The 25,977-nt window shown below is 32.7% G+C and carries 23 protein-coding genes; 14 read left to right on the top strand and 9 right to left on the bottom strand.

The features are described 5' to 3' along the window. Positions 1 to 145: 145 nt before the first annotated feature. The 6 genes from AC9UEH_RS07195 to AC9UEH_RS07220 all read left to right on the top strand — a co-directional run bounded on the left by AC9UEH_RS07195 (position 146) and on the right by AC9UEH_RS07220 (position 6,579). Positions 146 to 688, top strand: a complete 543-nt coding sequence (locus AC9UEH_RS07195; protein WP_509530177.1) for a DUF4199 domain-containing protein — start codon at positions 146 to 148, stop codon at positions 686 to 688. 4 nt (positions 689 to 692) lie between these two features. Next, positions 693 to 1,646, top strand: a complete 954-nt coding sequence (locus AC9UEH_RS07200; protein ID WP_509530179.1) for a glycosyltransferase family 2 protein — start codon at positions 693 to 695, stop codon at positions 1,644 to 1,646. A gap of 44 nt (positions 1,647 to 1,690) precedes the next feature. Further along, positions 1,691 to 2,182, top strand: coding sequence for an ORF6N domain-containing protein (locus AC9UEH_RS07205; protein WP_509530181.1), 492 nt, complete (start codon positions 1,691 to 1,693; stop codon positions 2,180 to 2,182). Between the two features lie 114 nt (positions 2,183 to 2,296). After that, on the top strand, positions 2,297 to 4,024 hold the full coding sequence (locus AC9UEH_RS07210; protein WP_509530183.1) for a phospho-sugar mutase: 1,728 nt from the start codon (positions 2,297 to 2,299) through the stop codon (positions 4,022 to 4,024). Continuing rightward, complete coding sequence (locus tag AC9UEH_RS07215; protein WP_509530186.1) at positions 4,024 to 5,850, top strand: ABC transporter ATP-binding protein; 1,827 nt, start codon at positions 4,024 to 4,026, stop codon at positions 5,848 to 5,850. Before AC9UEH_RS07210 ends, AC9UEH_RS07215 begins: the two co-directional genes overlap by 1 nt. A 27-nt stretch (positions 5,851 to 5,877) precedes the next feature. Beyond that, positions 5,878 to 6,579: a hypothetical protein gene (locus AC9UEH_RS07220; protein ID WP_509530189.1), complete on the top strand. Its 702-nt coding sequence runs from the start codon at positions 5,878 to 5,880 to the stop codon at positions 6,577 to 6,579. Here the strand turns inward: AC9UEH_RS07220 and AC9UEH_RS07225 are convergent. Beyond that, positions 6,576 to 9,044: a TonB-dependent receptor gene (locus AC9UEH_RS07225; RefSeq protein WP_509530192.1), complete on the bottom strand. Its 2,469-nt coding sequence runs from the start codon at positions 9,042 to 9,044 to the stop codon at positions 6,576 to 6,578. The two genes, AC9UEH_RS07220 and AC9UEH_RS07225, sit on opposite strands and share 4 nt — an antisense overlap. A gap of 6 nt (positions 9,045 to 9,050) precedes the next feature. Continuing rightward, positions 9,051 to 10,751, bottom strand: coding sequence for a M23 family metallopeptidase (locus AC9UEH_RS07230; RefSeq protein ID WP_509530194.1), 1,701 nt, complete (start codon positions 10,749 to 10,751; stop codon positions 9,051 to 9,053). A 184-nt stretch (positions 10,752 to 10,935) separates the two neighbouring features. On the opposite strand from AC9UEH_RS07230, the gene AC9UEH_RS07235 reads away from it, so the two are divergent. The 3 genes from AC9UEH_RS07235 (at position 10,936) to rny (ending at position 13,303) form a co-directional block, all read left to right on the top strand. Then, complete coding sequence (locus AC9UEH_RS07235) at positions 10,936 to 11,226, top strand: coiled-coil domain-containing protein (RefSeq protein WP_509530196.1); 291 nt, start codon at positions 10,936 to 10,938, stop codon at positions 11,224 to 11,226. Between the two features lie 7 nt (positions 11,227 to 11,233). After that, positions 11,234 to 11,527 (top strand): cell division protein ZapA, encoded by a 294-nt coding sequence (locus tag AC9UEH_RS07240; protein ID WP_509530199.1) that lies wholly within the window; start codon positions 11,234 to 11,236, stop codon positions 11,525 to 11,527. A gap of 210 nt (positions 11,528 to 11,737) precedes the next feature. After that, complete coding sequence (gene rny / locus AC9UEH_RS07245) at positions 11,738 to 13,303, top strand: ribonuclease Y (protein WP_509530202.1); 1,566 nt, start codon at positions 11,738 to 11,740, stop codon at positions 13,301 to 13,303. Between the two features lie 111 nt (positions 13,304 to 13,414). Here the strand turns inward: rny and AC9UEH_RS07250 are convergent, their stop codons facing one another. From AC9UEH_RS07250 to AC9UEH_RS07260, 3 genes are all read right to left on the bottom strand, one after another. Further along, the gene (locus tag AC9UEH_RS07250) at positions 13,415 to 14,311 is read right to left on the bottom strand and encodes a site-specific tyrosine recombinase (RefSeq protein WP_509530205.1); all 897 of its coding nucleotides are present in this window, start codon (positions 14,309 to 14,311) and stop codon (positions 13,415 to 13,417) included. Between the two features lie 70 nt (positions 14,312 to 14,381). Next, entirely contained in the window at positions 14,382 to 14,927 is a 546-nt protein-coding gene (locus tag AC9UEH_RS07255) for an outer membrane beta-barrel protein (protein WP_509530208.1), read from the bottom strand. 121 nt (positions 14,928 to 15,048) lie between these two features. After that, positions 15,049 to 15,567 carry a hypothetical protein gene (locus AC9UEH_RS07260; protein ID WP_509530210.1) on the bottom strand — a complete coding sequence of 173 codons (519 nt, stop codon included), beginning with the start codon at positions 15,565 to 15,567 and terminating at the stop codon, positions 15,049 to 15,051. A gap of 257 nt (positions 15,568 to 15,824) precedes the next feature. Between AC9UEH_RS07260 and aroQ the strand changes: the two genes are divergently transcribed. Beyond that, a complete protein-coding gene (gene aroQ / locus AC9UEH_RS07265) occupies positions 15,825 to 16,238 on the top strand; it encodes a type II 3-dehydroquinate dehydratase (protein WP_509530213.1) in 414 nt (137 codons plus the stop codon). An 87-nt stretch (positions 16,239 to 16,325) separates the two neighbouring features. Continuing rightward, complete coding sequence (locus AC9UEH_RS07270; RefSeq protein ID WP_509530216.1) at positions 16,326 to 18,812, top strand: DUF5686 and carboxypeptidase regulatory-like domain-containing protein; 2,487 nt, start codon at positions 16,326 to 16,328, stop codon at positions 18,810 to 18,812. A 45-nt stretch (positions 18,813 to 18,857) separates the two neighbouring features. On the opposite strand, the gene AC9UEH_RS07275 is transcribed toward AC9UEH_RS07270, so the two are convergent. The 4 genes from AC9UEH_RS07275 to AC9UEH_RS07290 all read right to left on the bottom strand — a co-directional run bounded on the left by AC9UEH_RS07275 (position 18,858) and on the right by AC9UEH_RS07290 (position 22,168). Then, on the bottom strand, positions 18,858 to 19,742 hold the full coding sequence (locus AC9UEH_RS07275; RefSeq protein ID WP_509530219.1) for a cation diffusion facilitator family transporter: 885 nt from the start codon (positions 19,740 to 19,742) through the stop codon (positions 18,858 to 18,860). A gap of 30 nt (positions 19,743 to 19,772) precedes the next feature. Next, positions 19,773 to 21,083: a UDP-N-acetylglucosamine 1-carboxyvinyltransferase gene (gene murA, locus AC9UEH_RS07280; RefSeq protein WP_509530222.1), complete on the bottom strand. Its 1,311-nt coding sequence runs from the start codon at positions 21,081 to 21,083 to the stop codon at positions 19,773 to 19,775. A 74-nt stretch (positions 21,084 to 21,157) separates the two neighbouring features. After that, positions 21,158 to 21,880 (bottom strand): DUF4290 domain-containing protein, encoded by a 723-nt coding sequence (locus AC9UEH_RS07285; RefSeq protein WP_509530224.1) that lies wholly within the window; start codon positions 21,878 to 21,880, stop codon positions 21,158 to 21,160. A gap of 3 nt (positions 21,881 to 21,883) precedes the next feature. After that, positions 21,884 to 22,168, bottom strand: coding sequence for a DUF493 family protein (locus tag AC9UEH_RS07290; protein WP_509530227.1), 285 nt, complete (start codon positions 22,166 to 22,168; stop codon positions 21,884 to 21,886). A gap of 272 nt (positions 22,169 to 22,440) precedes the next feature. On the opposite strand from AC9UEH_RS07290, the gene AC9UEH_RS07295 reads away from it, so the two are divergent. From AC9UEH_RS07295 to fmt, 3 genes are read left to right on the top strand one after another with little or no spacing between them, the layout of a single operon-like run. After that, a complete protein-coding gene (locus tag AC9UEH_RS07295) occupies positions 22,441 to 22,974 on the top strand; it encodes an AAA family ATPase (protein WP_509530348.1) in 534 nt (177 codons plus the stop codon). Positions 22,975 to 23,016: 42 nt separating this feature from the next. Further along, a complete protein-coding gene (locus AC9UEH_RS07300; RefSeq protein ID WP_509530230.1) occupies positions 23,017 to 24,912 on the top strand; it encodes a RecQ family ATP-dependent DNA helicase in 1,896 nt (631 codons plus the stop codon). Next, on the top strand, positions 24,912 to 25,859 hold the full coding sequence (fmt, locus tag AC9UEH_RS07305) for a methionyl-tRNA formyltransferase (RefSeq protein ID WP_509530232.1): 948 nt from the start codon (positions 24,912 to 24,914) through the stop codon (positions 25,857 to 25,859). The genes AC9UEH_RS07300 and fmt overlap by 1 nt, the downstream gene beginning before the upstream one ends. The last annotated feature ends 118 nt before the right edge of the window (positions 25,860 to 25,977 follow it).

The following is a 25,977-nucleotide window of genomic DNA, read 5'->3' on the forward strand; positions in this document are numbered from 1 at the left end:
TTATTTTTTTTCTCAAAACAAAAATAAGGGATTCTCAGACACTTTTTATTTTTGAATTTCGGATAGCAATGAATGAAAATGTAATTTTTATCTTAGGTAAATCGGGAATTGTTATATTTGTAGATTAATTTAAAACAATTGTGTTATGGAACAAAAAATGTCTCCTTCGAAATCAGCTTTACAGTATGGTGCGTTATTCGGAATTTTAATGGTATTAGAATTTGTAATCGTCTATGTTATGGATGTAGATCCAATTTCAAATCCAGCAGCTGGAATTATCATTAACACATTGAATTACCTTGTGTTTCCTGTAAGTATAATTACAATTAGCTGTATGAATTACAAGAAAAACCTAAATAATGGTTTTGTTTCATTTGGAGAATGTTTGAAAATTGGGGTTACAATTTGTTTAATAGCTGGTTTAATCTATGGTGTTTTCAGTGCCGTTTTTAATATGATATTTCCTGAATTTATGGGAGAAATTTTAAAGAAAACAAAGCAAGTTATGTTAAAACAAAACCCAACTATGACTTCTGCTCAAGTTGAAATGGGAATTTCAATGACGAAAAAATTCATGAGTCCCGCCATTGTAATCCCTGCAACTATTGCAATGTATTCTTTTATGGGTTTAATATATTCATTAATAATTGGGGCATTTGTAAAAAATGACAATCCACAAAGTTTGTAGATAAATGAATTTATCCATTATAATTCCACTTCTCAATGAAGAAGAATCGTTGCAAGAACTCCATGATTGGATTGTTTCTGTGATGAAATCCAACGATTATTCCTATGAAGTTATCTTTATTGATGATGGAAGTACCGACAGTTCTTGGTCGATTATTGAGCGTTTGTCTGCTGAAAATTCAAGCATTAAAGGAATTCGCTTTTTGAGAAACTATGGGAAATCACAGGCTTTGCACGCTGGTTTTACAAAAGCGCAAGGTGATGTTGTGATTACAATGGATGCCGATTTACAAGACAGTCCTGAAGAAATTCCGGGATTAATTGATATGATTACCAATCAAGAATTTGATTTGGTTTCAGGTTGGAAAAAGAAACGCTACGATGCTGTATTTGCTAAAAATTTACCTTCTAAATTATTCAATTGGGCGGCACGGAAAACCTCTGGCGTTCAGCTGAATGATTTTAATTGTGGCTTGAAGGCTTATAAAAATGTAGTCATAAAAAACATAGAAGTTTCGGGGGAAATGCACCGCTATATTCCAGTTTTAGCAAAAAACGCAGGTTTTAGCAAAATTGGTGAAAAGGTAGTTTTACACCAAGCCAGAAAATATGGCGAAACTAAATTTGGTATGGAACGCTTTATTAATGGCTTCTTGGATTTGATTACAATTTGGTTTCTTTCTCGTTTTGGAAAAAGACCGATGCATTTGTTTGGCGCTTTGGGATCAGTAATGTTTATGATTGGATTTATATCTGCAGGGTTTATTGGGTTTATGAAATTGTATAAATTATACCATAATATGCCGTATGATTTGGTGACTAATAATCCTTGGTTTTACATTTCGTTGACCACGATGATTATTGGTACACAATTATTTTTGGCTGGATTTTTAGGGGAAATAATTTTGAGAACAAAGAATAACGAGGAACGGTATAAGGTTTCAAAAGAAACAAGATAAAATAACTTTAAGCAGAAAATTCACGGATTTAAACACACAAAGTTATGGAATTAGAAGTTATTCAAAATAAAATATTCGAAGTCCGAGGTTGTAAAGTGATGCTTGATTTTGACTTGGCACTGTTGTATAATGTTGAAAACAAAAGACTTAAAGCGTCTGTGAGAAGGAATTCAAATCGTTTCCCTGCTGATTTCATGTTTGAACTTACTGAAATTGAGTTCGCCAACTTGAGGACGAAATTTTCGTCCTCAAGTTATGGTGGATTAAGATATATGCCTTTTGCATTTACAGAACAAGGAATCGCAATGCTCTCAAGTGTACTAAACAGTGAGAAAGCTATTGAAGTTAACATTTCTATAATTAGAGCTTTTGTAACTTTTAGACAGTTTTCTTTAACTTACAGCGAATTAAAAGATAGAATAGCAGTAATAGAAAGTCAGTTTCCTGATATTTATAAAGCATTAAATTATTTAGTAGAAAAAGATGCAGTTTCCGATAATAATAATGAAAGAAACAAAATAGGTTACAAGAAATAAAATTAAAATTTAAAAAATAATATTATTTATGGCTAGCCCTGATTGAAGTGGAAAGCCCACGCTTTTTAGCGTGGCTTGAAACGGAAAGCAGGAAATAGCTCCAAAAAAATAAAAATGGATATACCACAAAATATTTTAAATGCCGTAAATGAATGGTTAACACCTATTTTCGACAAAGAAACTCATGATGAAATCAAAGAAATAATGACCTCATCTCCTGAAAATTTAGAAGAGCGTTTTTATAAAAATTTAGAATTTGGAACGGGCGGAATGCGCGGAATTATGGGTGTTGGAACCAATCGAATCAACAAATATACGCTTGGAAAAAACACGCAAGGGATTTCAAATTATATGCAAAAAGTCTTTCCTGGAAAGGAATTGAAAGTTGCAATTGCATTTGATTGTCGTCATAATAGTCAATCTTTGGCGAAAGTGGTTGCGGATGTTTTTTCGGCAAATGGGATAAAAGTGTATTTATTTTCGGATATGCGACCAACACCCGAATTGAGTTTTGCGTTGAAATATTTGGGTTGTCAAGCAGGAATTGTGCTTACAGCTTCGCATAATCCGCCAGAATATAATGGCTATAAAGTGTATTGGGAAGATGGTGGACAGCTTGTTCCGCCTGAAGATGCGGCGATTATTGAAGCAATTGAAGCATTGAAATATGACGAAATTAAATTTAGGGCAAACGAAAATTTGATAGAATATATAGATGCGGAAATTGATGCGGCTTTTGTGAATTCATCGATTGCGAATGCAAGTTTTAATACTTCTGCAACTGCAAAAAGTGATTTAAATATTGTTTTTACCTCATTGCACGGAACTTCTATAAAATCCGTTCCTGCAACTTTGGCGCAAGCGGGTTATACGAATGTGAATCTTGTTGCGGAACAATCAGAGCCAAATGGTGATTTTCCAACAGTTAAATCTCCAAATCCTGAAGAGCCAGAGGCGTTGAAAATGGCATTGGAATTGGCTGACAAGATTCAGGCTGATATTGTGATTGGAACAGACCCTGACTGCGATAGATTGGGCGTTGCTGTGAGAAATAATGAAGGTGAAATGATGCTTTTGAACGGAAATCAAACGATGATTTTGATGACAGCATTTTTATTGGAACAATGGCAAAAAGCGGATAAAATTACTGGAACACAGTTTGTAGGTTCCACGATAGTTTCTACTCCGATGATAATGGAATTGGCAACAGCGTATGGCGTGGAATGCAAAGTGGGATTGACAGGATTCAAGTGGATTGCCAAAATGATTAAGGATTTTCCTGAGTTGGAATTCATTGGCGGGGGCGAAGAAAGTTTTGGATTTATGGTTGGTGATGCGGTTCGCGATAAAGATGCGGTGGCTTCTACCCTACTGATTTGTGAAATTGCGGCTAAAGCCAAGGCAAAAGGCAGTTCTGTTTATAAAGAATTATTGAATTTATATGTAGATTATGGATTCTACAAAGAATTTTTGGTGTCAATTACCAAAAAAGGAATTGAAGGTTTGGCAGAAATAAACCAGATGATGGTGGATATGAGAACAAATCCTTTGAAAGAAATTAACGGCGAACGCATCGTAATGATGGAAGATTATAAAACTTCGGTGGCAACTAATTTATTGACGGGCGAAACGGAAAGTATGTCGATTCCGAAATCGGATGTGTTGATTTATTACACTGAAGATGGGGCAAAAATTGCGGCAAGACCAAGCGGCACGGAACCGAAAATTAAGTTTTATGTGAGTGTGAATGCACAACTTGATTCGGTTGCTGATTTTAATGAAGTAAATGCTATTTTGGATACTAAAATTAAGAGGATTTTAGAGGATTTAAAAATTGATTGATGAGTAATTTTAAGAAAATATTTCCCTTTGTACTGCCTTATAAAAAGTACGCCTATTTAAACATATTTTTCAATGTTTTATATGCGCTTTTTGGAACGCTTTCCTTTATTTCATTGATGCCAATGATGGATGTTTTGTTTGGACAATCCAAGAAAAATTATGTTGTTCCTACTTATAAAGGAATTTGGGAACTGAAAAATTACATTTCTGATTTCTCGAGCTATTATCTAACAAATATTACCGATACAAAAGGAATTGGATTTACATTAGCGCTATTGGTTGTTGGAATTATATCCATCTTTTTATTAAAAAATCTTTCTGATTATTTGGCAATGTTTTTCATTACTTTTTTGAGAAATGGAATTTTAAAAGACATTCGGAATGCGATGTACAAAAAAACGATAGATTTACCTTTGGCATTTTTCTCGGAAAAACGAAAAGGGGATACAATTTCAAGGATTTCAGGCGATGTAAATGAAGTACAAAACTCCTTTTTATCAATATTAGAATTGGCTGTAAAAGAACCATTGACAATTATTTTTACGATAATTGCCATGTTTACAATCAGTGTAAAGCTTACGATTTTTGTATTTATATTTATCCCCATTTCGGGAACGATAATTTCACTTATCGGGAAAAAATTAAAGAAACAATCTACCAAAGCACAAGAAGAACAAGGCGTTTTCCTTTCTATAATTGAAGAAACTTTAGGCGGATTAAAAGTGGTAAAAGGATATAATTCTGAAAAGTATTTTAACCAAATATTTCAAAATTCAACAACCAAATTTTTTAATTTATCAAATATAATTGGAAACCGGCAAAATCTTGCTTCCCCTTTGAGTGAATTTATGGGAATTATGGTCATTGCCGTTTTACTATGGTTTGGGGGGCACATGGTTTTGATAGAACACACTTTAAATGGTGCCGCTTTTATTACCTATATGGGATTGGCTTATAATATCTTAACGCCTGCAAAATCAATATCTAAAGCTTCTTACAGTATCAAAAGAGGAAACGCTGCAGCCGAACGAATTTTAGAGATTTTAGAACAAGAAAATCCAATTGTAAGCAAAATTGATGCAATTGAAAAAGATACATTTGAATCTGAAATAAGCATTAAAAATATCAACTTTAAATACGAAGACGAAATTGTACTTAAGAACTTTTCATTGGAAGTAAAAAAAGGGGAAACCGTTGCGCTTGTTGGACAATCGGGAAGTGGAAAAAGTACCATTGCCAATTTATTGACTCGTTTTTATGATGTAAATGAAGGCACAATTGAAATAGATGCTGTTGCTATAAAAGATATGAATTTACAATCATTGCGAGGTTTAATGGGATTAGTTACGCAAGACAGTATCTTATTTAATGATACTATAAAAGCAAATATTTCGTTAGGTAAATTAGATGCTACAGATGAAGAAATTATTGAAGCATTAAAAATTGCCAATGCGTATGAATTCGTAAAAGACTTACCAAAAGGCATTTACACCAATATTGGCGACAGCGGAAACAAACTTTCGGGCGGTCAAAAACAACGATTGTCAATTGCTCGTGCCGTATTGAAAAACCCACCGATAATGATTTTGGATGAAGCAACATCAGCTTTGGATACAGAAAGTGAAAAATTTGTACAAATCGCTTTAGAAAATATGATGCAAAATAGAACTTCAATTGTAATTGCACACCGCCTTTCTACCATTCAAAAAGCAGATAAAATTGTAGTTTTGCATAAAGGCGAAATTGTAGAACAAGGCACACACGATGAATTAATTGCAAGGAACGGAACGTATAACAAATTGGTTACGATGCAGAGTTTTGAGTGATCTTTAATAAAGTTAAATCTTAAATAGATGTTTATAAACGACAAAAATATCAAGATTCCTGAAGATCCAAATACCATTGTTTGGAAGTATTTAGACTTGTCAAAATTTGTCGATTTATTGCTATATAAAAAATTATTTCTTTCGCGTTCGGACAAATTTGAAGATCAATATGAAGGTACTTTTAGCGAACCTACATTTGAAGAAATTCGGAAGTTATCCATCAACAATCCTGAATTTTTAGATTATTACAAATCCCACCGCGAAAATGTAGTGATTAGCAGTTGGCATATCAACGAATATGAATCTTTTGCGATGTGGCAGATTTTCACACAAAAAAGTGAAGGATTGGCAATTCAATCTACTTTGGGGCGAATTCAAGAGGCTCTGAAACTCGATACTACCTACAACCAACATATCGGCGAAGTGAATTATATTGATTATAAAAAAGAATATATTCCTTTTGACAATGCCTTTTTTCCCTTTCTATTCAAACGGAAAAGTTTCCAATATGAAAGAGAAATCCGAATTATTTCAGACGTTACCGAATTTGAATTGAAAATTGATAACGGTTTGAAAATCGACGTTGATATTAACCAATTAATTGAGAAGATTTATATTCATCCCAAATCTGAAAACTGGTATAAAAACTTGGTGATTGAATTGGTACACCGACTTGGCTTTGATTTTACCATTGAAAAATCAGATTTAGAAAGTGATATTCTAATTTAGAATCTTGCAGTGATTTTAAAATTGAAAACCCTAGTCGTCATATAATTTGGGATTCCGTATTGATTTTTCGTATACACATCACGAACCCAAGTATTGGTAATTGCATTCAAATTATTAAATAAATTGAAAATTTCCATTCCTACAGACAAGTCTTTAAATTTTTTTAGCCAGTGTCCTTTTGGTAAGTTTTTATTATTATCCGTGAAAACTTTGAAGAATCCAACATCTGCACGACGGTAATCACGCATTTTATTTTGATATACATAAGGATCTGCATAGGATGGCGAACCACCTGGAAGTCCCGTATTATATACTAAATTAAGATATAATTTTACACTTGGAAGGTTCGGCATATAATCTTGAAACAAAATTCCGAATTTCAATCTTTGATCCGTTGGTCTTGGAATAAAACCTTTATTATCGATATTTTCCTCTGTTTTTAAATACCCAAAACTAAACCAAGATTCGGTTCCAGGTACAAATTCTCCGTTCAAACGAACATCAAGTCCTTGTGCAAAAGCGGTTGCATTGTTATCGGCGGCATATCTAATTCTGACATTATCCAAAGTATAGGGATTTACATCGGTAAGAATTTTATAATAGGCTTCTGTAACCAACTTAAATGGGCGATTCCACATTTTAAAACTGTAATCATTACTCAAAACAAAATGTATCGATTTTTGCGCTTTTACGTTCGGAAGTACTGTCCCCGTAAAATCTCTGAGTTCTCGATAAGACGGTGGCTGCACATACAAACCAGTTGAAAATCGAAAAACCATATCTTTTTCCCAATCGGGTTTGATTGCAAATTGGGCTCTTGGACTGAATTCAATTTGATTTTTACCTTCAACATTTGCGCCAGCAACTTTCCACTGGTGCATTCTTGCTCCAATATTTAACCAAATATCGTGATTCCCTAATTTCGTCTTTCTATTCAATTGGGCATAACCAGAAAATCTGTCAATTGTAGCAAAATTCAAAGCTCTCACATTTTGAAATGGAACTAAAGGTCCAATATACGGATGATACGGCTGTTGATTTGTAGGCAAATTTAAATTGTGTGGATTTATAGAAAACCCTGCAGAATCGATAACTTCCCACTCCACAACTCTATCCCGAATATCTTCACGAGTGTATTTGAAGCCCCATTCTATCTGATTTTTTTTCAAATCGTGAAATCCTTTTACTTCCGCATTTACAATTAAAGCATCCAAATCATTTCGAGCGTGATTTAATTGTGTTCCGATGGCGCGACTAAAAGTTACTCCGCCAAAAGTTTCAGAACCTAGATTACTATCTACTTCCCCCAAATAGTAACCCGCATAAATATCAAAATATTCTTGTTCCAAAGTATGATAAGCAGATCCAATAAATTTTAAAGTGAAATTCTCACTTGCTTTAAAAGTGGTTTTAAATGCGCCAAAATAAGTATCATATTTGTCTTTTTCTTGTCCTTCGTAATATACTTGCAAAGCAATTGGTTGGTCAATAGTTCCGAAATTAGTTTGCCTTGAAATGGGTTGGTAGTTGTATTTATTTTGAGAAATATTACCCAAAAAACTCCATTGCCATTTAGTCGAAGCGTTATAAATTACATTCGTTTGAACATCGGCAAAAGTAGGTCTGAAATTGGTTTCTGTTTGTTGGCTGTTTACCAAAAGACTATTATTTCTATAGCGAACACCAGTTATTGCTGACCATTTTTGATTTTTTGAAACGGCATCTACCGCTAAACTTCCTCCCAAAAGACTTGCTTCAGCGGCAACTCCAAATTTTGTGGGACGACGGTACGTAATGTCTAAAACTGACGATAATTTATCTCCATATTTTGACTGAAATCCACCTGCCGAAAAATCAACATTCTGAACCAAATCGGTATTGGTGAAACTCAAACCTTCTTGCTGACCAGAACGAACCAAGAACGGACGATAGACTTCGACTTCATTTACATACACTAAATTTTCATCGTAATTTCCACCTCGAACGGCGTATTGTGTGCTCAATTCATTATTGGAATAAACGCCCGGCAATGTTTTCAAAATATTCTCAATTCCTGCATTTGCACCTGGAATTCTTCTGATAACTTCGGGTTCAATTGTGGTAATTCCCTGAACTCGTTTTCTATTATTTGCAGTGATAATTACCTCGCCCATTTGCTCCGCTTTTTCATTCATTGTAACGTTGAATTCAAAGTCTTCATTGGGTTTTAATTCCAATGTAGCCGTTGTTTTCTTAAGAGAAACGTGCGTAAAAACAAGTATAATTTTCTTGTTTGCAGGAACTGGCAATGAATAAAACCCATTGGAATTCGTAACCGTAGATTTAGTTTGATAGGATATGTTTACGTTTTCAACAGGATTGTTATTTTCGTCTAAAATGATTCCTTTTACTCTTGCATTTTGAGAAAAAAGAAAGCTTCCAGTAAATAAAAACAGTATGGTAATCAGTATGTTTTTGAATTTCAAGAGTATTTATTTTTTAATTTGACTTCTAAAAAATTGTGTTTCAAAGATAGTAGAATTTCCTACATTATCAGTAACAACAACTTTTAAATCGTTTTTTCCTTCAGCCACAATTCCATCATCAAAATTGTGAAACATTTTTTTAGTTTTATAATCGTATTCAAACAAAATCCAGTTTCCATTCAAATAACCATCATAGGATTTTATTCCTGATAGCTCATCTTTTATAGTAAATTCAAGCGTTTTTTTATCGCTAATCCACTTACTTTCAATGCTTTTACTGATTTTAATTGTAGGCGGAATAGTGTCTTTCATTAAAATGAATTTTCCCCAATTTTTAGTATAGGAAGCAAACGTGTTTTCTTTTAATTTGGTATAATTGTAATACGTTTTGTTATCTTGAATAGAACCAATAAACATTTTTTCCTTATCTTTTTGTGAAGAAATAGAATCAATTGCAGAAATCACAAAATTGGAATGAACAGGAATATTTTCATTATCCAATAATAAAGCATTCGCTTTTTCTTCAAAATTCAGATAAAAATCATCGTAAAAAGTACCTTTTGGAATGTAGAAAGTCCAATTTCCTTTTTCAAAATTATATTCTTTATTCGATTTAATGAAATACTTCGTTTTTTTAATTTTTAAAGTATCTATAGCTGATTCCAAAGAATTTTCAATGGGAATAGTGATTGTCGTTTTATTATTATTAAAATCTGAAACCTCAATTCTACAAATTTGATTCGTATTTTGAGTAACATTTATAATTCCATTATTTTCATAAGGCTTGATAATACTCAAAGGAAAAGGTGTTTTCATAAATAATTTTTGAACTCTTTGTCCCATTATTCTATAGCGTGAATAATCAATTAGGGCATTCACATAACGCATTTCATCGAATGCATACGAGTCAAATTGATACCCAAAAATAGTTTTTCCATTCAAAAATGTTTCTACTTTATAAATACCATTTCTATCCCAAGATAAATCCGATAAATCATAAGCATTGATTCCAAAACCAATTTTTCCATTGGCGAGAATTTTATCACAATAATAACTTCCATCTTTTTGCAACGTTAAATTGACCATAAATGGATTTTTGGATTTATTAATGACTGTGTTCTCATCCATTGGATAAACCAAAACATTGGTGATAACTGGCTTTTGCGTATCTTTAATTACAGCGTCAAATCCAAAGAAAAGTGGGTTTATAATTTTCTCGGTTTGGGAATCCCGAATTTCAAAATGCAAATGCGGCCCATCGGAACCACCAGTATTTCCTGACAAAGCAATGATTTCTCCTTTTTTAATTGGCAATTGATTGGGCTTCAAATACAAATCAACTTCATATAATTTTTCTTTATATTGATCTGCTTTTAAATAAGATTCAATTGCGGGATTCAAAGATTTTAAATGTCCGTAAACGGTCGTAAATCCATTTGGATGAGTAATGTAAATTGCTTTTCCGTATCCAAAAGTAGAAATTTTAATTCTTGAAACATAACCTTCTGCCGAAGCAAAAACATTCAAACCCTCCTTTTTTTGAGTTTTATAATCAAAACCTGCGTGAAAATGATTGGGTCTTAATTCCCCAAAATTCCCTGAAAGTTCAATCGGTATTTCTAAAGGAGCAGCAAAATAATCTTTTGTGTACTGATTTTGAGAAAAAACAGAGGCTGATATCAATACTAAAAATAAAGTGATTTTCATTTGAAAGGTTTCTGCTAATTTAAACAAAAAAAGATAAAAATCTAAAATAAAATGAAGCTATAACCAACTAAATTTCAAAATATTATAAACTATTATTCTGTTAATTGTAAAATTTTTTAGAAAAAAGCACTTTAATTAAATAGGAATACTAACTTTGTAGATTAAGTAATGATTTAGTTTCATAATGAGTGAAATTGCAGAAATAGTTGATACTCTTGAAGGTAGAATAGAGAAACTCTTTAGTAAAATTGATGCTTTAGAGAAAAATACTCATATTTTAAAGGACGAATTAAACGAATCTGCAACAATTATTGAAAAACAATCTTATGCGATTGAAGTGTTAAAAACACAATATAATTCACTTAAAATGGCGAATTCATTGCTTGGCAGTGATGAAAATAAAAGAGATACAAAGCTAAAAATAAATTCATTAATTCGTGAAATTGATTACTGTATTGCACAGTTATCTGATTAGTAAAATTATGGATGAAAAGCTTAAAATTAAATTATCAATTGCAGACAGAGTTTATCCGTTAACGGTAGATATGTCTCAGGAAGAAGGATTGAGAAGTGCTTCTAAGAAAATTGATGTTATGATTAAGCAATTTGAAGAAAATTATGCGGTTCGTGATAAGCAAGATGTATTGGCAATGTGTGCCTTACAATTTGCCTCTCAATTAGAACAAAAGCAAATTGACAAGTCAATCGATAACGTAGAAACAAACGAAAGATTGAAGAAAATTAATGATTTATTAGCAAAATATCTCGATAAATAAACACGTTCTTTACAATAACTAAGATACTGCCTACATTAGTTCCTATTTGGTAAACTCAACACTAACAATTTAGAATGAGCGAATCTTCATTACTATAGCATGTCACGCCCTGCGTGAAAGCTTGAACAATGAGTTAGCTCAAAACTTGTATTTCCGAGTTTATTAAAGCAATCTAATGTAGGCTTTTTTTATATATAAATTTAAACAAACATGGACAGTACATTAATTATAATTATTTCAGGAATAGCGGGAATTGCAGGTGGTTTTATCGTTGCGAAAATGATGGAAAAAAGCAACGTTTCCAATTTAGTTCAAAATGCTAAAAAAGAAGCGGCTTCCATTTTAAAAGATGCAAACCTTGAAGGCGAAAACATCAAAAAAGACAAAATTCTTCAAGCAAAAGAGAGATTTATTGAGCTAAAATCAGAACACGAAGAAGTAATTCTTGCTCGTGATAGAAAAGTAGCAGAAGTAGAAAAAAGAGTCCGTGACAAAGAATCTCAAATCTCTAACGAATTGGCAAAAGCCAAAAAAGTAAACGACGATTTTGAAGCTAAAACCGTAGAATATACTTCAAAAGTTGAAATTCTTGATAAAAAACAACAAGAAGTTGAGAAAATGCACAAGAGTCAGTTGAACCAATTGGAAGTAATTTCAGGATTGTCTGCTGAAGATGCTAGAGACCAACTGATTGAAGGTTTGAAAGCAGAAGCAAAGAACAAAGCAATGTCGCACATTCAAGATACTATTGAAGAAGCAAAATTAACAGCGCAACAAGAAGCCAAGAAAATCATTATTAATACTATTCAACGTGTTGGTACAGAGGAAGCTGTAGAAAATTGCGTTTCCGTTTTCAACATTGAATCTGACGATGTAAAAGGTAGAATTATTGGTCGTGAAGGTAGAAATATTCGAGCTTTAGAAGCTGCAACAGGAGTTGAAATCATTGTTGACGATACGCCAGAAGCAATTATATTATCTTGTTTTGACCCCGTAAGAAGAGAAATTGCACGTTTAGCACTTCATAAATTAGTAACCGACGGAAGAATTCACCCGGCAAGAATTGAAGAAGTTGTTGCCAAAACTGCCAAACAAATTGACGATGAAATTATAGAAGTTGGAAAACGAACTGTAATCGATTTAGGGATTCACGGATTACACCCTGAGTTGATAAAAGTTGTGGGTAGAATGAAATACCGTTCGTCTTACGGACAAAATTTATTGCAACACTCACGCGAAGTTTCCAAACTTTGTGGAATCATGGCAGCTGAATTAGGATTGAATGTAAAATTAGCCAAAAGAGCTGGATTATTACACGATATTGGAAAAGTTCCAGATGCAGAAAGTGATTTACCACACGCATTATTAGGAATGCAATGGGCGGAGAAATACGGTGAAAAAGAAGAAGTTTGCAACGCAATTGGAGCGCATCACGACGAAATCGAGATGAAATCATTGTTATCGCCAATTATCCAAGTTTGTGATGCTATTTCTGGAGCGCGCCCTGGAGCAAGACGACAAGTTTTGGATTCTTACATTCAACGTTTGAAAGATTTAGAAGAAGTAGCCTACGGATTTACTGGTGTTAAAAACGCTTATGCAATCCAAGCAGGTAGAGAATTACGTGTTATCGTAGAAAGTGAAAAAGTTTCTGACGACAATGCTGCTACTTTATCTTTTGAGATTTCCCAAAAAATTCAAACTGAAATGACCTATCCTGGTCAAGTGAAAGTTACCGTAATTAGAGAAACCAGAGCGGTTAATGTAGCAAAATAAAATCCCGTCCTAGCCTTCCCAAAGGGAAGGAATTGATAGAGTTGAAAAATATAAGACTTGCGAATTGGCAAGTCTTTTTTTTATCAAAATCTTAAATACTAGTTCCTAAATCTATTTTCTCGGGTGAAAAGAATTCATTATTTCTGATAAATGCTTTCTATCAAGATGCACATAAATTTCTGTAGTGGTAATGGATTCATGACCTAGCATCAATTGGATTGAACGTAAATCGGCACCATTTTCTAACAAATGGGTAGCAAAAGAATGTCGGAAAGTGTGTGGACTTATAATTTTATTCAAATCAATTTTCACCGCTAGAACTTTAATAATTGTAAAAATCATTGCGCGAGTCAATTGACGTCCTCGCCTATTCAGGAACAACGTATCTTCGTGCCCTTTTTGAATGTTGATATGTGTTCGAAATGAATTTTTATATATTTCAATGTAATTTTGAGTAAAGGAACCAATAGGAACAAAGCGTTGTTTATTCCCTTTTCCTGTAATTTTTATAAACCCTTCTTCAAAAAACAAATCCGAGATTTTCAAGGAAACCAATTCCGAAACTCGAAGTCCACATCCGTAAAGTGTTTCTAAAATGGCGCGATTGCGTTCGCCTTCATTGGAACTCAAATCGATTGCCGCAATCAATCGGTCTATATCAATTAAAGACAATGTATCGGGGAGTTTTCTACCTATTCTTGGAGTTTCTATTAATTCTAATGGATTGTCGGTTCTGTAATCTTCAAATAACATGTATGTGAAAAAACTTTTTAAACCTGAAATAATTCTGGCTTGAGAACGGGCATTTACTTCTTTTGCAACACTATATATAAAGTGCTGTATTGTTTCTTCGTTAATGTTTATAGGAGAAACCGAAATTGAATTTTCATCTAAAAATAGACACAAACGCTCAATATCAAAAGTATAATTGTTTATTGTGTTTTTAGACAACCCTCTTTCAATACGCAAATACGATTGATAACTTTTGATGTAAGAATTCCAATTCATAACTACAAAGGAAACCTATTTGCATAAAAAAACCACGCTATAAGCGTGGTTATATTTTAAAAAAAAATAATTAAAATTTGTATCCAACATTAAAAGAAATGTTATTTGTATCCAAACCTAATGTTGTTGTTTCTACTTCAGGACCGTTTTTAGGCGAATTAATGTGATGCGATAATGCAGCAAGATTAGCACCTAAAACTAAGTGTTTTGAAATAAAATAATTAATTCCGCAAACTACATCTATATTAGTAGTTTTGTAATCTTCAGTTCCATTATTCACAGACCCAAAATCTAAAGAAGCTCCTAATTGTGTTGAAAATTGTTTACCCGCGTTGAAATGATAAGCAGTTCCAATTCCAAAACCTTTACTTGTTAAAGATCCTGATTTTTCGTTTGTATATCTAGCAGATACAGAAATATTATCCGATGTAAAATAAACTAAACTAGGTGCAAATATTACTGTAGAATTCCCTCCATTACTTCTAGATACGAATTTAACTGACCCTGTTGCTGCTAAATCTCCTTTAGTAAAACCTAAAACTTTATTTTTTTTATCTTGAGCGTTTGCAAAACTAATTACTAATACTGTACATAATGTTATAATGATTTTTTTCATTTTAAAGTTTTTATTAAATATTATTTATAAATACAAGTAAACTTACGATTTATATTTTAATGAAACTATTATTTATAAAAAAACCACGCCAATGACGTGGTTTCGTTTAAAAAAAATAATATTAGAATTTATAAATTAAACTAAAATTATCTCTGTTTAAGAAATTTGAATACTCATTCAAATTAATTAAGGTAGTAGCATCTCCAGTTTTAGGTTTGCTGTAAGATAATAAATCTCCTAGATGCCAACCAACTGATAAATGTTGCGTTACCGAATAATTAAGATGAACACCTGCAGCAAAGGAAGTCATATCTTTCCCTAACATTAAATTTGCTCCAGTAAAAACATTAAATCTTTCCCCCAATTTCAACATTTGGTATTTCATTCCTAGAGAAAAATCTGTAGAAGAACCAGCTGTTCCGCCAGAACGAGCAGCTATTCCTGCCTCAAGAGCCATTTTATCAGAAATAAAATAACTAACTGTAGGAGCTATAACAGTTTGTCCGTTAGTTACGGATGTCACATTACCACCCAAAAGGAAATCCCCTTTTACAAATCCAAAACCAGAATCTTTTTTGTCTTGTGCATTAGCAAAGCTAATAGCCAATACTGCCGCAGCTGTTAAAATAATTTTTTTCATTTTTGTTTTTGTTTAAAATTAATAATAGTAAAATTATAAATTTATGTTAAAGCAGCTCTTCTTACTAAAATTCACTTATTAACAAATTTATTAACAATTATAAATAATATTGAATAATTAATATTATTTACTATATTTTATTACTAAAAAATTAAATATAATGCATTTATTTAATGAAAAATTAATTTGAACCATTGTATTAAATGTTTGTAAATTGTATTTTAAAATAGATTCGTTATTTTTACTAAAAAATTACTATGAAAATCATCATCATCAACGGACCAAATCTTAATCTTTTAGGAAAAAGAGAGCCGGAAATTTATGGAAATCAAACATTTGAAGTTTATTTAGATGGATTGAAAGCTAAATTCCCACTAATTGATCTTTATTATTTTCAAAGTAATATAGAAGGAGAGTTGATTTCTAAAATTCAGGAAGTTGGTTTTTCTTATGATGGTATTGTTTTAAACGCTGCTGCATATACACACACTTCAATTGGAATCGGCGATGCTGTAAAAGCGATTTCATCACCAGTAATAGAAGTTCATATCTCAAATACTTTTTCTCGCGAAACTTTTCGCCATCAATCCTATATTTCTCCAAATGCAAAAGGGGTAATTATAGGTTTTGGAATGAAGAGTTATGACTTGGCTTTGCAATCTTTTTTATAGTTTAAAGAGGTTTAGAATCTCTGTGAAATTAAACACTGTAACAATTATAACTCCCAATCGTCGTTACTATACAAACCAATACTTACTATGAAAAAAATATTCTTGATTTTATTATTTGCCTCCTTCTCTGCTTTTGCACAAATTAAAGGAACAGTTTCCGATGAAAAAGGAAATCCCTTACCCTTCGTAAATGTTTTCTCTGCCAACACCTACAATGGAACTACTTCCAACGAGAACGGAAAATATGAATTGAATATTAAAACTCTAGGAAAGCAAACCATCGTATTTCAATATTTAGGATTTAAAACCCAAAAAATATCAATTTTAGTTGAAAAGCTACCTTATATATTAAATGTCAAATTATTTGAAGAAAGTTACACCTTGAATGAAGTTGTAATCAATCCAAAAGACAATCCCGCCAATGCAATAATTCGAAGTGCTATTGCAAATAAAAAAGAAAACTCGGATAAAACGGGTCGATTTAAAGCCGATTTTTATTCGCGTGGGATTTTTAAAGTGAAAGATTTACCAAAGAAAATATTTGGTCAAAAAATAGATCTTGGAGAACAAATGGGAGCTAATATTGATTCTACAGGAAGCGGAATCATGTATTTGTCGGAAACCGTTTCCAAAATAACTTTTGAAAAACCTACTAATTTAAAGGAGAAAATCATCGCGTCAAAAATTAGTGGAAACAACAATGGTTTTAGTTATAATACGGCAAAGTCTTCAACTTATGATTTTTATAACAATACTTTAGATTTCAATGTTAGTCTGATTTCGCCAATTGCAAACAACGCCTTCAATTATTATAAATACAAATTAGAGAGTACTTTTTTTGATGAAAATAACCAACAAATTTGCAAGATTAAAGTAATTCCAAAACGAGACAAAGAACCTGTTTTTGAAGGATATATCTATATTGTTGATGAAAGTTGGGCGATTTATGCTATCGATTTAGACATAAAAGGCTACCGAATGAAGAATGAATTTGTAGATACTATGACATTAAAACAAAATTACAACTACAATTCAAAAAACAAAATTTGGGCAAAAAACTCACAAAGTTTGGCTTTCAATGCTGGAATTTTTGGAATTAAATTCAATGGTAAATTCAATTATGTTTTTAGTAATTATGAATTCCAAGATTCTTTTGAAAAGAAAACTTTTAGTAACGAGATCTTGAGTTTTGAAGAAAATGCCAACAAAAAAGATTCTATCTATTGGAATAAAAACAGACCCATTCCATTGACAGCTGAAGAAAGCAATGATTATATTAAAAAAGACAGCATTTATAATATTAGAAATTCAAAAACTTATTTAGATTCTATTGATAAGAAAAATAATAAATTTAAAATTGTAAATATTATTTCAGGATATAATTATAAAAACAGTTCCAAAAAAACAAATTTCAATTATGTTGGATTGCTAGATTTGAGTTCCACAAGTTTTAATACCGTTCAGGGGTATAGCATCTCTTCTGGATTTAATTTCAGGAAACGTAATGAAGAAAATGGTAAAAATACCATTATAAATACCGAAGTTAATTATGGATTTTCTGATGCTCGATTGCGTGTAAATGGATATTACAATCACCGATTCAACAATCAGGATTATGCCTATTTGAATATTTCTGGAGGAACTAAAATCAATCAGTTTAATGATAATCAGCCTATTAGTCCTTTTATAAACAGTACGAGCTCCCTATTCTTTAAAAATAATTTTATGAAATTATATAATCTAGAATTTGCTCAAATTAATTATGGTCAAGATGTAGCAAATGGATTGAATTTAAGCGGAAAAATAGCCTACGAACAAAGAAAACCATTATTGAATACAACCGATTTTGCAATTGTAAAAAGTGATGATTCCTACTCTTCGAATAATCCATTAGACCCAAATGATTTTGTAAATCCTGGATTTGAAGCGCATCATTTAGTAAAAATAGGTTTGAATGCTAAAATAAATTTTGGAAACAAATACTTTTCACGCCCCGATGGACGGTTCAATATTAGAAATCAAAAATACCCAACACTTTTCTTTGCTTACGAAAAAGCAGTTGCTGGAAGTGATAAAAAATACGAATTTGACCACGTAAATGCGCGTTTGTATTATGATATAAATGTTGGAAACAAAGGAGATCTTGCCATGAATTTAAAAGCCGGAAAATTCTTTAATGCCGCAAACATTGCCTTTATGGATTTCAAGCATTTTAACGGAAATCAGACACATATTGGAGGAACAGGCAGCTATTTGAATGTGTTTAATTTGATGCCTTATTACACCAATAGCACCAATGACAGCTATTTTGAAGCACATTTGGAACACAACGACAAAGGATTTGTTATGAATAAAATCCCATTGTTAAACAAATTAAAATCGACATTGATTATTGGATTTCACAATCTGTCCATTCCAGATAGAAAACCCTATTCTGAAGTTAGCATTGGACTAGATAATTTAGGTTTTGGAAAATTCAAACTGTTCCGATTTGATTATGTTCGTTCGTATCAAAATGGTTATCAGGGAGATGGTGTGGTTTTTGGATTGAAAATATTGAATGCTTTAGACTAAATAGAATTACAAATAAAACGGATAAGAAGTAATTCTCACCCGTTTTTATTTAGTATCTGGCTCGCTTGGTTCTATGTGTATCAAAACTTGCCCTAATTCAAATATCTTTTCCTGCAAAGTATCTTTTAATAAATGGGCTAAATCGTGCCCTTCTTTCACCGAAATTGTAGCATCAACAACAGCGTGTAAATCTACGTGGAATTTCATTCCAGATTTCCGAATAAAGCATTTTTCGGTGGCTATAATCCCATCGACCTTTTGAGAAACGGTTCTTATTTCTGCAACCAAATCATCATATAAATGCTCATCCATAATTTCGCCCAAAGCAGGTCTGAAAATAAGATAACTATTATAAAGTATAAATCCAGATGCAAAAAGCGCTGCCCAATCATCGGCAGATTCGTACCCTTTTCCAAGAATTATTGCAATTGAAATCCCAATAAATGCAGCAACTGAAGTAATTGCATCGCTTCTATGATGCCAAGCATCTGCTTTTAGTGACGAACTATTTGTTTGAATTCCACGTTTCATAACCAATCGAAAAGAAAATTCTTTCCAAATAATGATTACACCCAAAACTATTAATGTCCAAGGTTTTGGCAATTCGTGAGGATTAGCAATATTACAGATACTTTCGTAAGCTATAATGGTAGCGGATGTAATCAAGAAACCAACTGCTAAAAACGTAACCAATGGTTCCGCGCGTCCATGTCCATAAGGATGATTCGCATCAGCGGGACGGTTTGAATATTTGATTCCAAATAAAACCAAAAAGGAAGAAAAAATATCTGTAGTCGATTCGATTGCATCGGCAATTAAAGCATACGAATTTCCAAAAACCCCTGCAATTCCTTTTACAATAGCCAAGCAAGTATTTCCAACAATACTAAAGTAGGTTGCTTTTACAGCTATTTGTTCGCTTGATTTCATTATGAAATTTAGGTATTACAAAAATTAGGGTTATTCCCGAATAATATTAGCACCAATAGCTCTTAATCTTTCGTCAATTCTTTCATAACCTCTATCAATTTGTTCGATGTTTTGAATAATACTCGTTCCTTTAGCAGAAAGCGCAGCAATCAATAATGAAATTCCAGCACGAATATCTGGCGATGACATTGTGGTAGCTTTCAATTGTGATTCAAAATTATGTCCCATAACTACGGCTCTGTGTGGATCACATAACATAATTTTGGCACCCATATCAATCAATTTATCAACGAAGAATAAACGGCTTTCAAACATTTTTTGGTGAATTAACACATCGCCTTTTGCTTGTGTGGCAACTACCAAAACGATGCTCAATAAATCGGGTGTAAAACCTGGCCAAGGCGCATCAGCAATAGTAAGAATAGAACCATCGATGTCGGTTTTTATTTCATATCCATTAGTATGGGCTGGAATATAAATATCGTCGCCTCTTTTTTCAAGGGTAATTCCTAATTTTCTGAACGTATTTGGAATAATACCTAAGTTTTCCCAACTTACATTTTTGATTGTAATTTCACTTCTAGTCATTGCGGCAAGCCCAATCCAAGAACCAATTTCTATCATATCTGGAAGGATTCTATGTTCGCATCCACCCAAATTTTGAACTCCTTCAATGGTCAATAAATTGGATCCTACTCCAGTTATTTTAGCGCCCATTGAATTCAACATTTTGCATAATTGTTGCAAATACGGTTCGCAAGCAGCATTATAAACTGATGTTTTTCCTTTGGCTAAAACGGCTGCCATAACAATATTTGCCGTTCCTGTAACTGATGCTTCGTCCAATAACATATCGGCGCCAACCAATCCGTCAACAGCTTCTACACCATAAAAATGGTCTTCTCTGTTGTAACGGAATTTTGCTCCAAGATTTATAAAACCCTCAAAATGCGTGTCTAATCTTCTGCGTCCAATTTTGTCACCACCTGGTTTTGGGATATATCCTTTTCCGAAACGAGCCAAAAGTGGCCCAACAATCATTATAGAACCTCTTAAAGACCCACCTTCTTTTTTGAAAGCTTCGGTTTCTAAGTAACCAATATTTACTTCGTCGGCCTGAAAAGTTATAGAACTTGTTGAATTTCTTTGAATTTTAACTCCTAAATTACCTAATAAAGTAATTAATTTATTGACATCAATAATGTCTGGAATATTGTTGATAGTAACTTTTTCTGAAGTTAAAAGTACCGCACACAAAATTTGTAATGCTTCGTTTTTCGCTCCTTGAGGAGTAATTTCTCCTTTTAGTTGAATGCCACCTTCAATTTTAAATGTTCCCATATTTTTTAATTATGATTTTTTAATTATGAATTATGAGTTAATGAACAGATGGAAACTCATAAATTTTAAATTTTTTACAACGGTTTTCTGGTTTGGTTTTTGTGAATTGGATTATTTGGCTTTCCTGATTTGGTTATTTTTGGTTTAATAAGTGGTCCCGAAGGATTGATTTTATTAGAAATACGCTTATTGGTTCTCATTAAATCTGAGGTATTTAAAAGTGCCTCTGTACTTTGAAGCATATTGATTTTTCCTCCAGAAAGTTCATATAAATGTTCAAAAATCACATCGTCTTTTACGGTGTCTTTGTTCCAACTTAAATACGATTTTTTCATATGATTGGCGATGACTTTAATCAATGCCAATTTCATTTCTCCGTCTTCCCATTTGTTAGCAACGTCAATCATATACTTGATATTATTACCATAAAAACGGTACTTTGGAAAGTTTTGAGGGTATTTTAAAACATCAGGTTTGAGTTGCAAAACTTCACGAGTTGGAATTGGATAGGGTGAATTTACATCCAATTTAAAGTCGGACATAATGAAAAGCTGGTCCCAAAGTTTGTGTTGAAAATCCAATACATCTCGAAGGTGTGGGTTTAAACTTCCCATAACTTGAATGATATATTTTGCTGCTTTGTTGCGCTCAATTGGGTCTTCAATAGCAGTTGCTTGTTCAATCAATTTTTGCAAATGACGACCGTATTCTGGAATGATAAGATGTTCTCTTTCTGAATTGTATTCTAAATTGAAGACCACATCATTTGCTACTTCTTTTTGATATTTTGTAACCATAATTTATAGGGAAATTATACCTTTTACTGTTGAAAGTTCAAGGTATTTGTCAATTATTTTTTGGGCATTTGGCATTTGAACGTCAATTGAGATGCTGGTATATTTGCCTGTTTTTGAATTTTTTGTTTCAATTACAGCACCCATACTATTGAATGCATTCTCTACTTTTTTTATTTTTTCTTGGTCTGTTGGAACGATGAATTTGAACAGGTATTTGGCTGGCCAAGTGTTACTATTGTTCAATTCTGTTTTCAATCTGTCATAAAAATCCTTGGTATCCTTGTCCATTCTAAAATATATTATAGCAAATATAAGGTAAAATTTACGAATTATAAAGTTTGATTGAGTTTTTGAAATTTACAAAAGTTCAAATGAATACTTTTTAGCCCTGATGGAAATGGAAATCCCACGTCATTGCGAGGCACGAAGCAATCTCGTGGATTGTAATGGACAGCAGGAATTACATTTGCTGAAAATGCGGGAACAATTCGCTCCAAAAAAGAAATAATTTTTTTTAAATGCGGATTACTTTGAGTAAATTTGCACCTTATATCCAAAAAGTGCAAAAGGAAATCATAGTTATTATTGGCGGGCCCGGAACTGGGAAAACAACGATTATAGATGGGCTTTTAGAGCGTGGATATTGTTGTTATCCTGAGATTTCACGGGAGGTGACGATGGAAGCGAAGAAGCAAGGGATTGAGCAATTGTTTCTTGAAAATCCGTTACTTTTTAGCGAATTGCTTTTGGAAGGACGCAAAAAACAGTTTTTGAATGCGCAAAATGAGCCTCACGAAATTGTTTTTTTAGACCGAGGAATTCCCGATGTTTTGGCATATATGCATTATATTGGCGACAGTTATCCTTCTTTTTTTGATGCTGCTTGTCGTGAAAATACCTACACAAAAATATTTATTCTTCCGCCTTGGGAAGATATATATGTGAGTGATGACGCCCGTTACGAGAATTATGAACAGGCAAAATTGATTTACAATCACCTTACAGAAACGTATCAAAATTACGGTTACGAATTAATTGAAGTGCCAAAAGATACCTTAGATAACAGAATTATTTTTATCTTAGAGCAAATTTAGTTCGGGTTTTGTTGAAATACCTGAAACTTTAAGCGAAAATAAATGCCAAAAGCGTTAGAAATTCTTCAAAAATACTGGAAACACGATCAGTTTAGATCGCTTCAAAAAGAGATTATTGACTCTGTTTTGAGTGGTCAAGACACGTTTGCTTTGTTGCCAACTGGCGGTGGAAAATCGATATGTTTTCAGGTTCCGGCATTGATGAATGAAGGAATTTGCTTGGTAATTTCGCCATTGGTTGCGTTGATGAAAGACCAAGTTCAGAACTTGCAAAAACTTGATATAAAAGCGATTGCACTAACTGGAGGTATAAAATCAGACGAATTGGCAACGCTTTTAGACAACTGTCAATTTGGGAATTATAAGTTTTTATACCTTTCACCAGAGCGTTTGCAAACCGAGTGGATTTTTGAGCGAATTAAGCAATTGCCAATTTCTATTATTGCAATTGACGAAGCGCATTGTGTGTCGCAATGGGGACACGATTTCCGACCTTCGTATTTGAAAATTTCCAATTTAAAAACTCATTTTCCAAAAGTCCCTTTTATAGCATTGACCGCTTCGGCGACGAAAAGAGTTCAGGAAGATGTGATTTTGCAATTGGGATTGGAAAAAACGGCAGTATTTCAGAAATCATTTAACAGAGAAAATATCGCTTATTTTGTTTTGGAAGCCGAAGATAAATTGTTTCGGATGGAACAAATTTTGAAGAAAAATCCAGAACCTTCTATTATATATGTGCGAAATAGGAAATCGTGTTTGGATGTTTCGTCGCAATTGCAAGCGTTGGGATTCAAATCTACGTATTATCACGGTGGATTATCGGCAAAGGAAAAAGATAAAAATATGCAGCTTTGGATGTCGGAAGAAGCGCAAGTGATTGTGGCTACCAATGCGTTTGGAATGGGAATTGACAAGGCAAATGTGAAAACCGTAATCCATATTCAGTTGCCAGAAAATATAGAAAATTATTATCAGGAAGCGGGTCGTGCGGGAAGAAATGAAGAAAAGGCGTATGCTGTTTTGCTGACAAGTCCTTCCGATAAATCGAATGCTGAAAGTCAGTTTATTGCTGTTTTGCCCGATAAAAAATTTCTAAATACAATGTATGTAAAATTGTGTAATTATTTCCAAATTGCTTATGGCGAAGTAATTGAGGAGCAATTTTCATTTAATTTGAACCAGTTTTGCGGAAAATATGAATTTCCGATTTTGAAAACCTATAATGGAATGCAGTTTTTAGACCGTCAAGGAATTATTACTTTATCGCAAGAATTTTCAGAAAAAGTGACGGTTCAATTTATAATTCCTTCCAAAGAGGTACTTCGATATATCAGCTTGAATAGAAAAGACGAACCAATATTATTGGCTTTGCTCCGCTCCTATCCTGGAATACACGAGGTTCCTGCAGCTTTAAATATGGCGATGATTGCAAAAAAAGCGGAAACCAATGAAACTGCAGTAAATGCATTATTACATCAATTAATGGAAAAAGGAATTATAGAGTATCATGCAAAAAGCAATGATACTCGTTTGATTTTCAATGTCATTAGAGAAGATGAACGAACGATTAACGGCGTTTCAAAATATTTAGAAATACAAAATAATTTAAAAAAAGAGCAATTGAAATCGGTTTTGGAATTTGTAAAAGACACTGAAAATTGCAAAAGCAAATTGATATTAAATTATTTTGGAGAAAAATCGGATGTAAATTGTGGAATTTGCTCCTTTTGTATTGGGCAGAAAGTGCCAGAAATTGAAACCGAAGATCTTCGAGAACTTATTTTTTCCTTATTGAAAATTGCACCTTTAAATTCAAGAGAAATTCAAATTCATACTAAAAAATCGACAGATGCAATTATCTTTGCATTGCAAAACTTATTGGAAAGTGATCGAATTCTTATAAAATCCAACAATAAATATACTTTAAAATCATAATGGAAAAATTACGCATCGTTTTTATGGGAACTCCCGAATTTGCTGTGGGCATTTTGGATACTGTACTAAAAAACAACTACGAAATTGTTGGCGTTATTACAGCGGCTGACAAACCTGCGGGACGTGGTCAAAAAATAAAATATTCAGCCGTTAAGGAATATGCATTAGAAAATAATTTGACGCTTTTGCAGCCTACTAATTTAAAAGACGAAGATTTTTTGTCGAAATTAAAGGCTTTGAATGCCAATTTACAAATTATTGTTGCTTTTAGAATGTTGCCAAAAGTAGTTTGGGAAATGCCTAAATACGGTACGTTTAATTTGCACGCCTCATTGCTACCGAATTATCGTGGTGCAGCACCAATTAATTGGGTGATTATAAATGGTGAAACTAAAACTGGCGTTACTACTTTTTATATAGATGACAAAATAGATACAGGTGCAATGATTTTGAGTTCGGAAATTGCTATTGATGAAGAAGTAAATGCAGGACAATTGCACGATCAATTAATGGTTTTGGGAGGTGAAACTGTTTTAAAGACATTACTATTAATTGAAACGGAAAATGTAAATCCAAAAATTCAGGAAAATAATGACGAAATAAAAACAGCATATAAATTAGACAAGGACAATTGTAAAATTAATTGGCAACAATCGGGAAAGGAAATTCACAACCTCATCCGAGGATTATCGCCTTATCCTGTTGCTTGGTGCCATTTTAAAGATAACGAGCAAGAATGGAATGTGAAAATATACGAATCGAAGATAATTGATGAGCAACATTCTGAAACTGTGGGAAAGATAATTACTACAAAGAAGGAATTGAAAATAGCTGTTGCCAATGGGTTTATTCAAATTTTGAGTTTGCAATTCCCTGGAAAGAAAAAAATGACAGCTTCAGAACTTTTAAATGGAATTTCATTTTCCGAAAAAGCATTAGTTTGTTAGAGTGCTAAAACAGTGGTTACAACGGATTTTTAAATATAAATACGATGTTTATCAACAAATAGCATAAGTTATCAACAAAACGTGTAGATATTTTTAAAAAGTATTGTGTAGTAATGAA

This window comes from Flavobacterium sp., assembly GCF_040402835.1.
Classification (GTDB): domain Bacteria; phylum Bacteroidota; class Bacteroidia; order Flavobacteriales; family Flavobacteriaceae; genus Flavobacterium.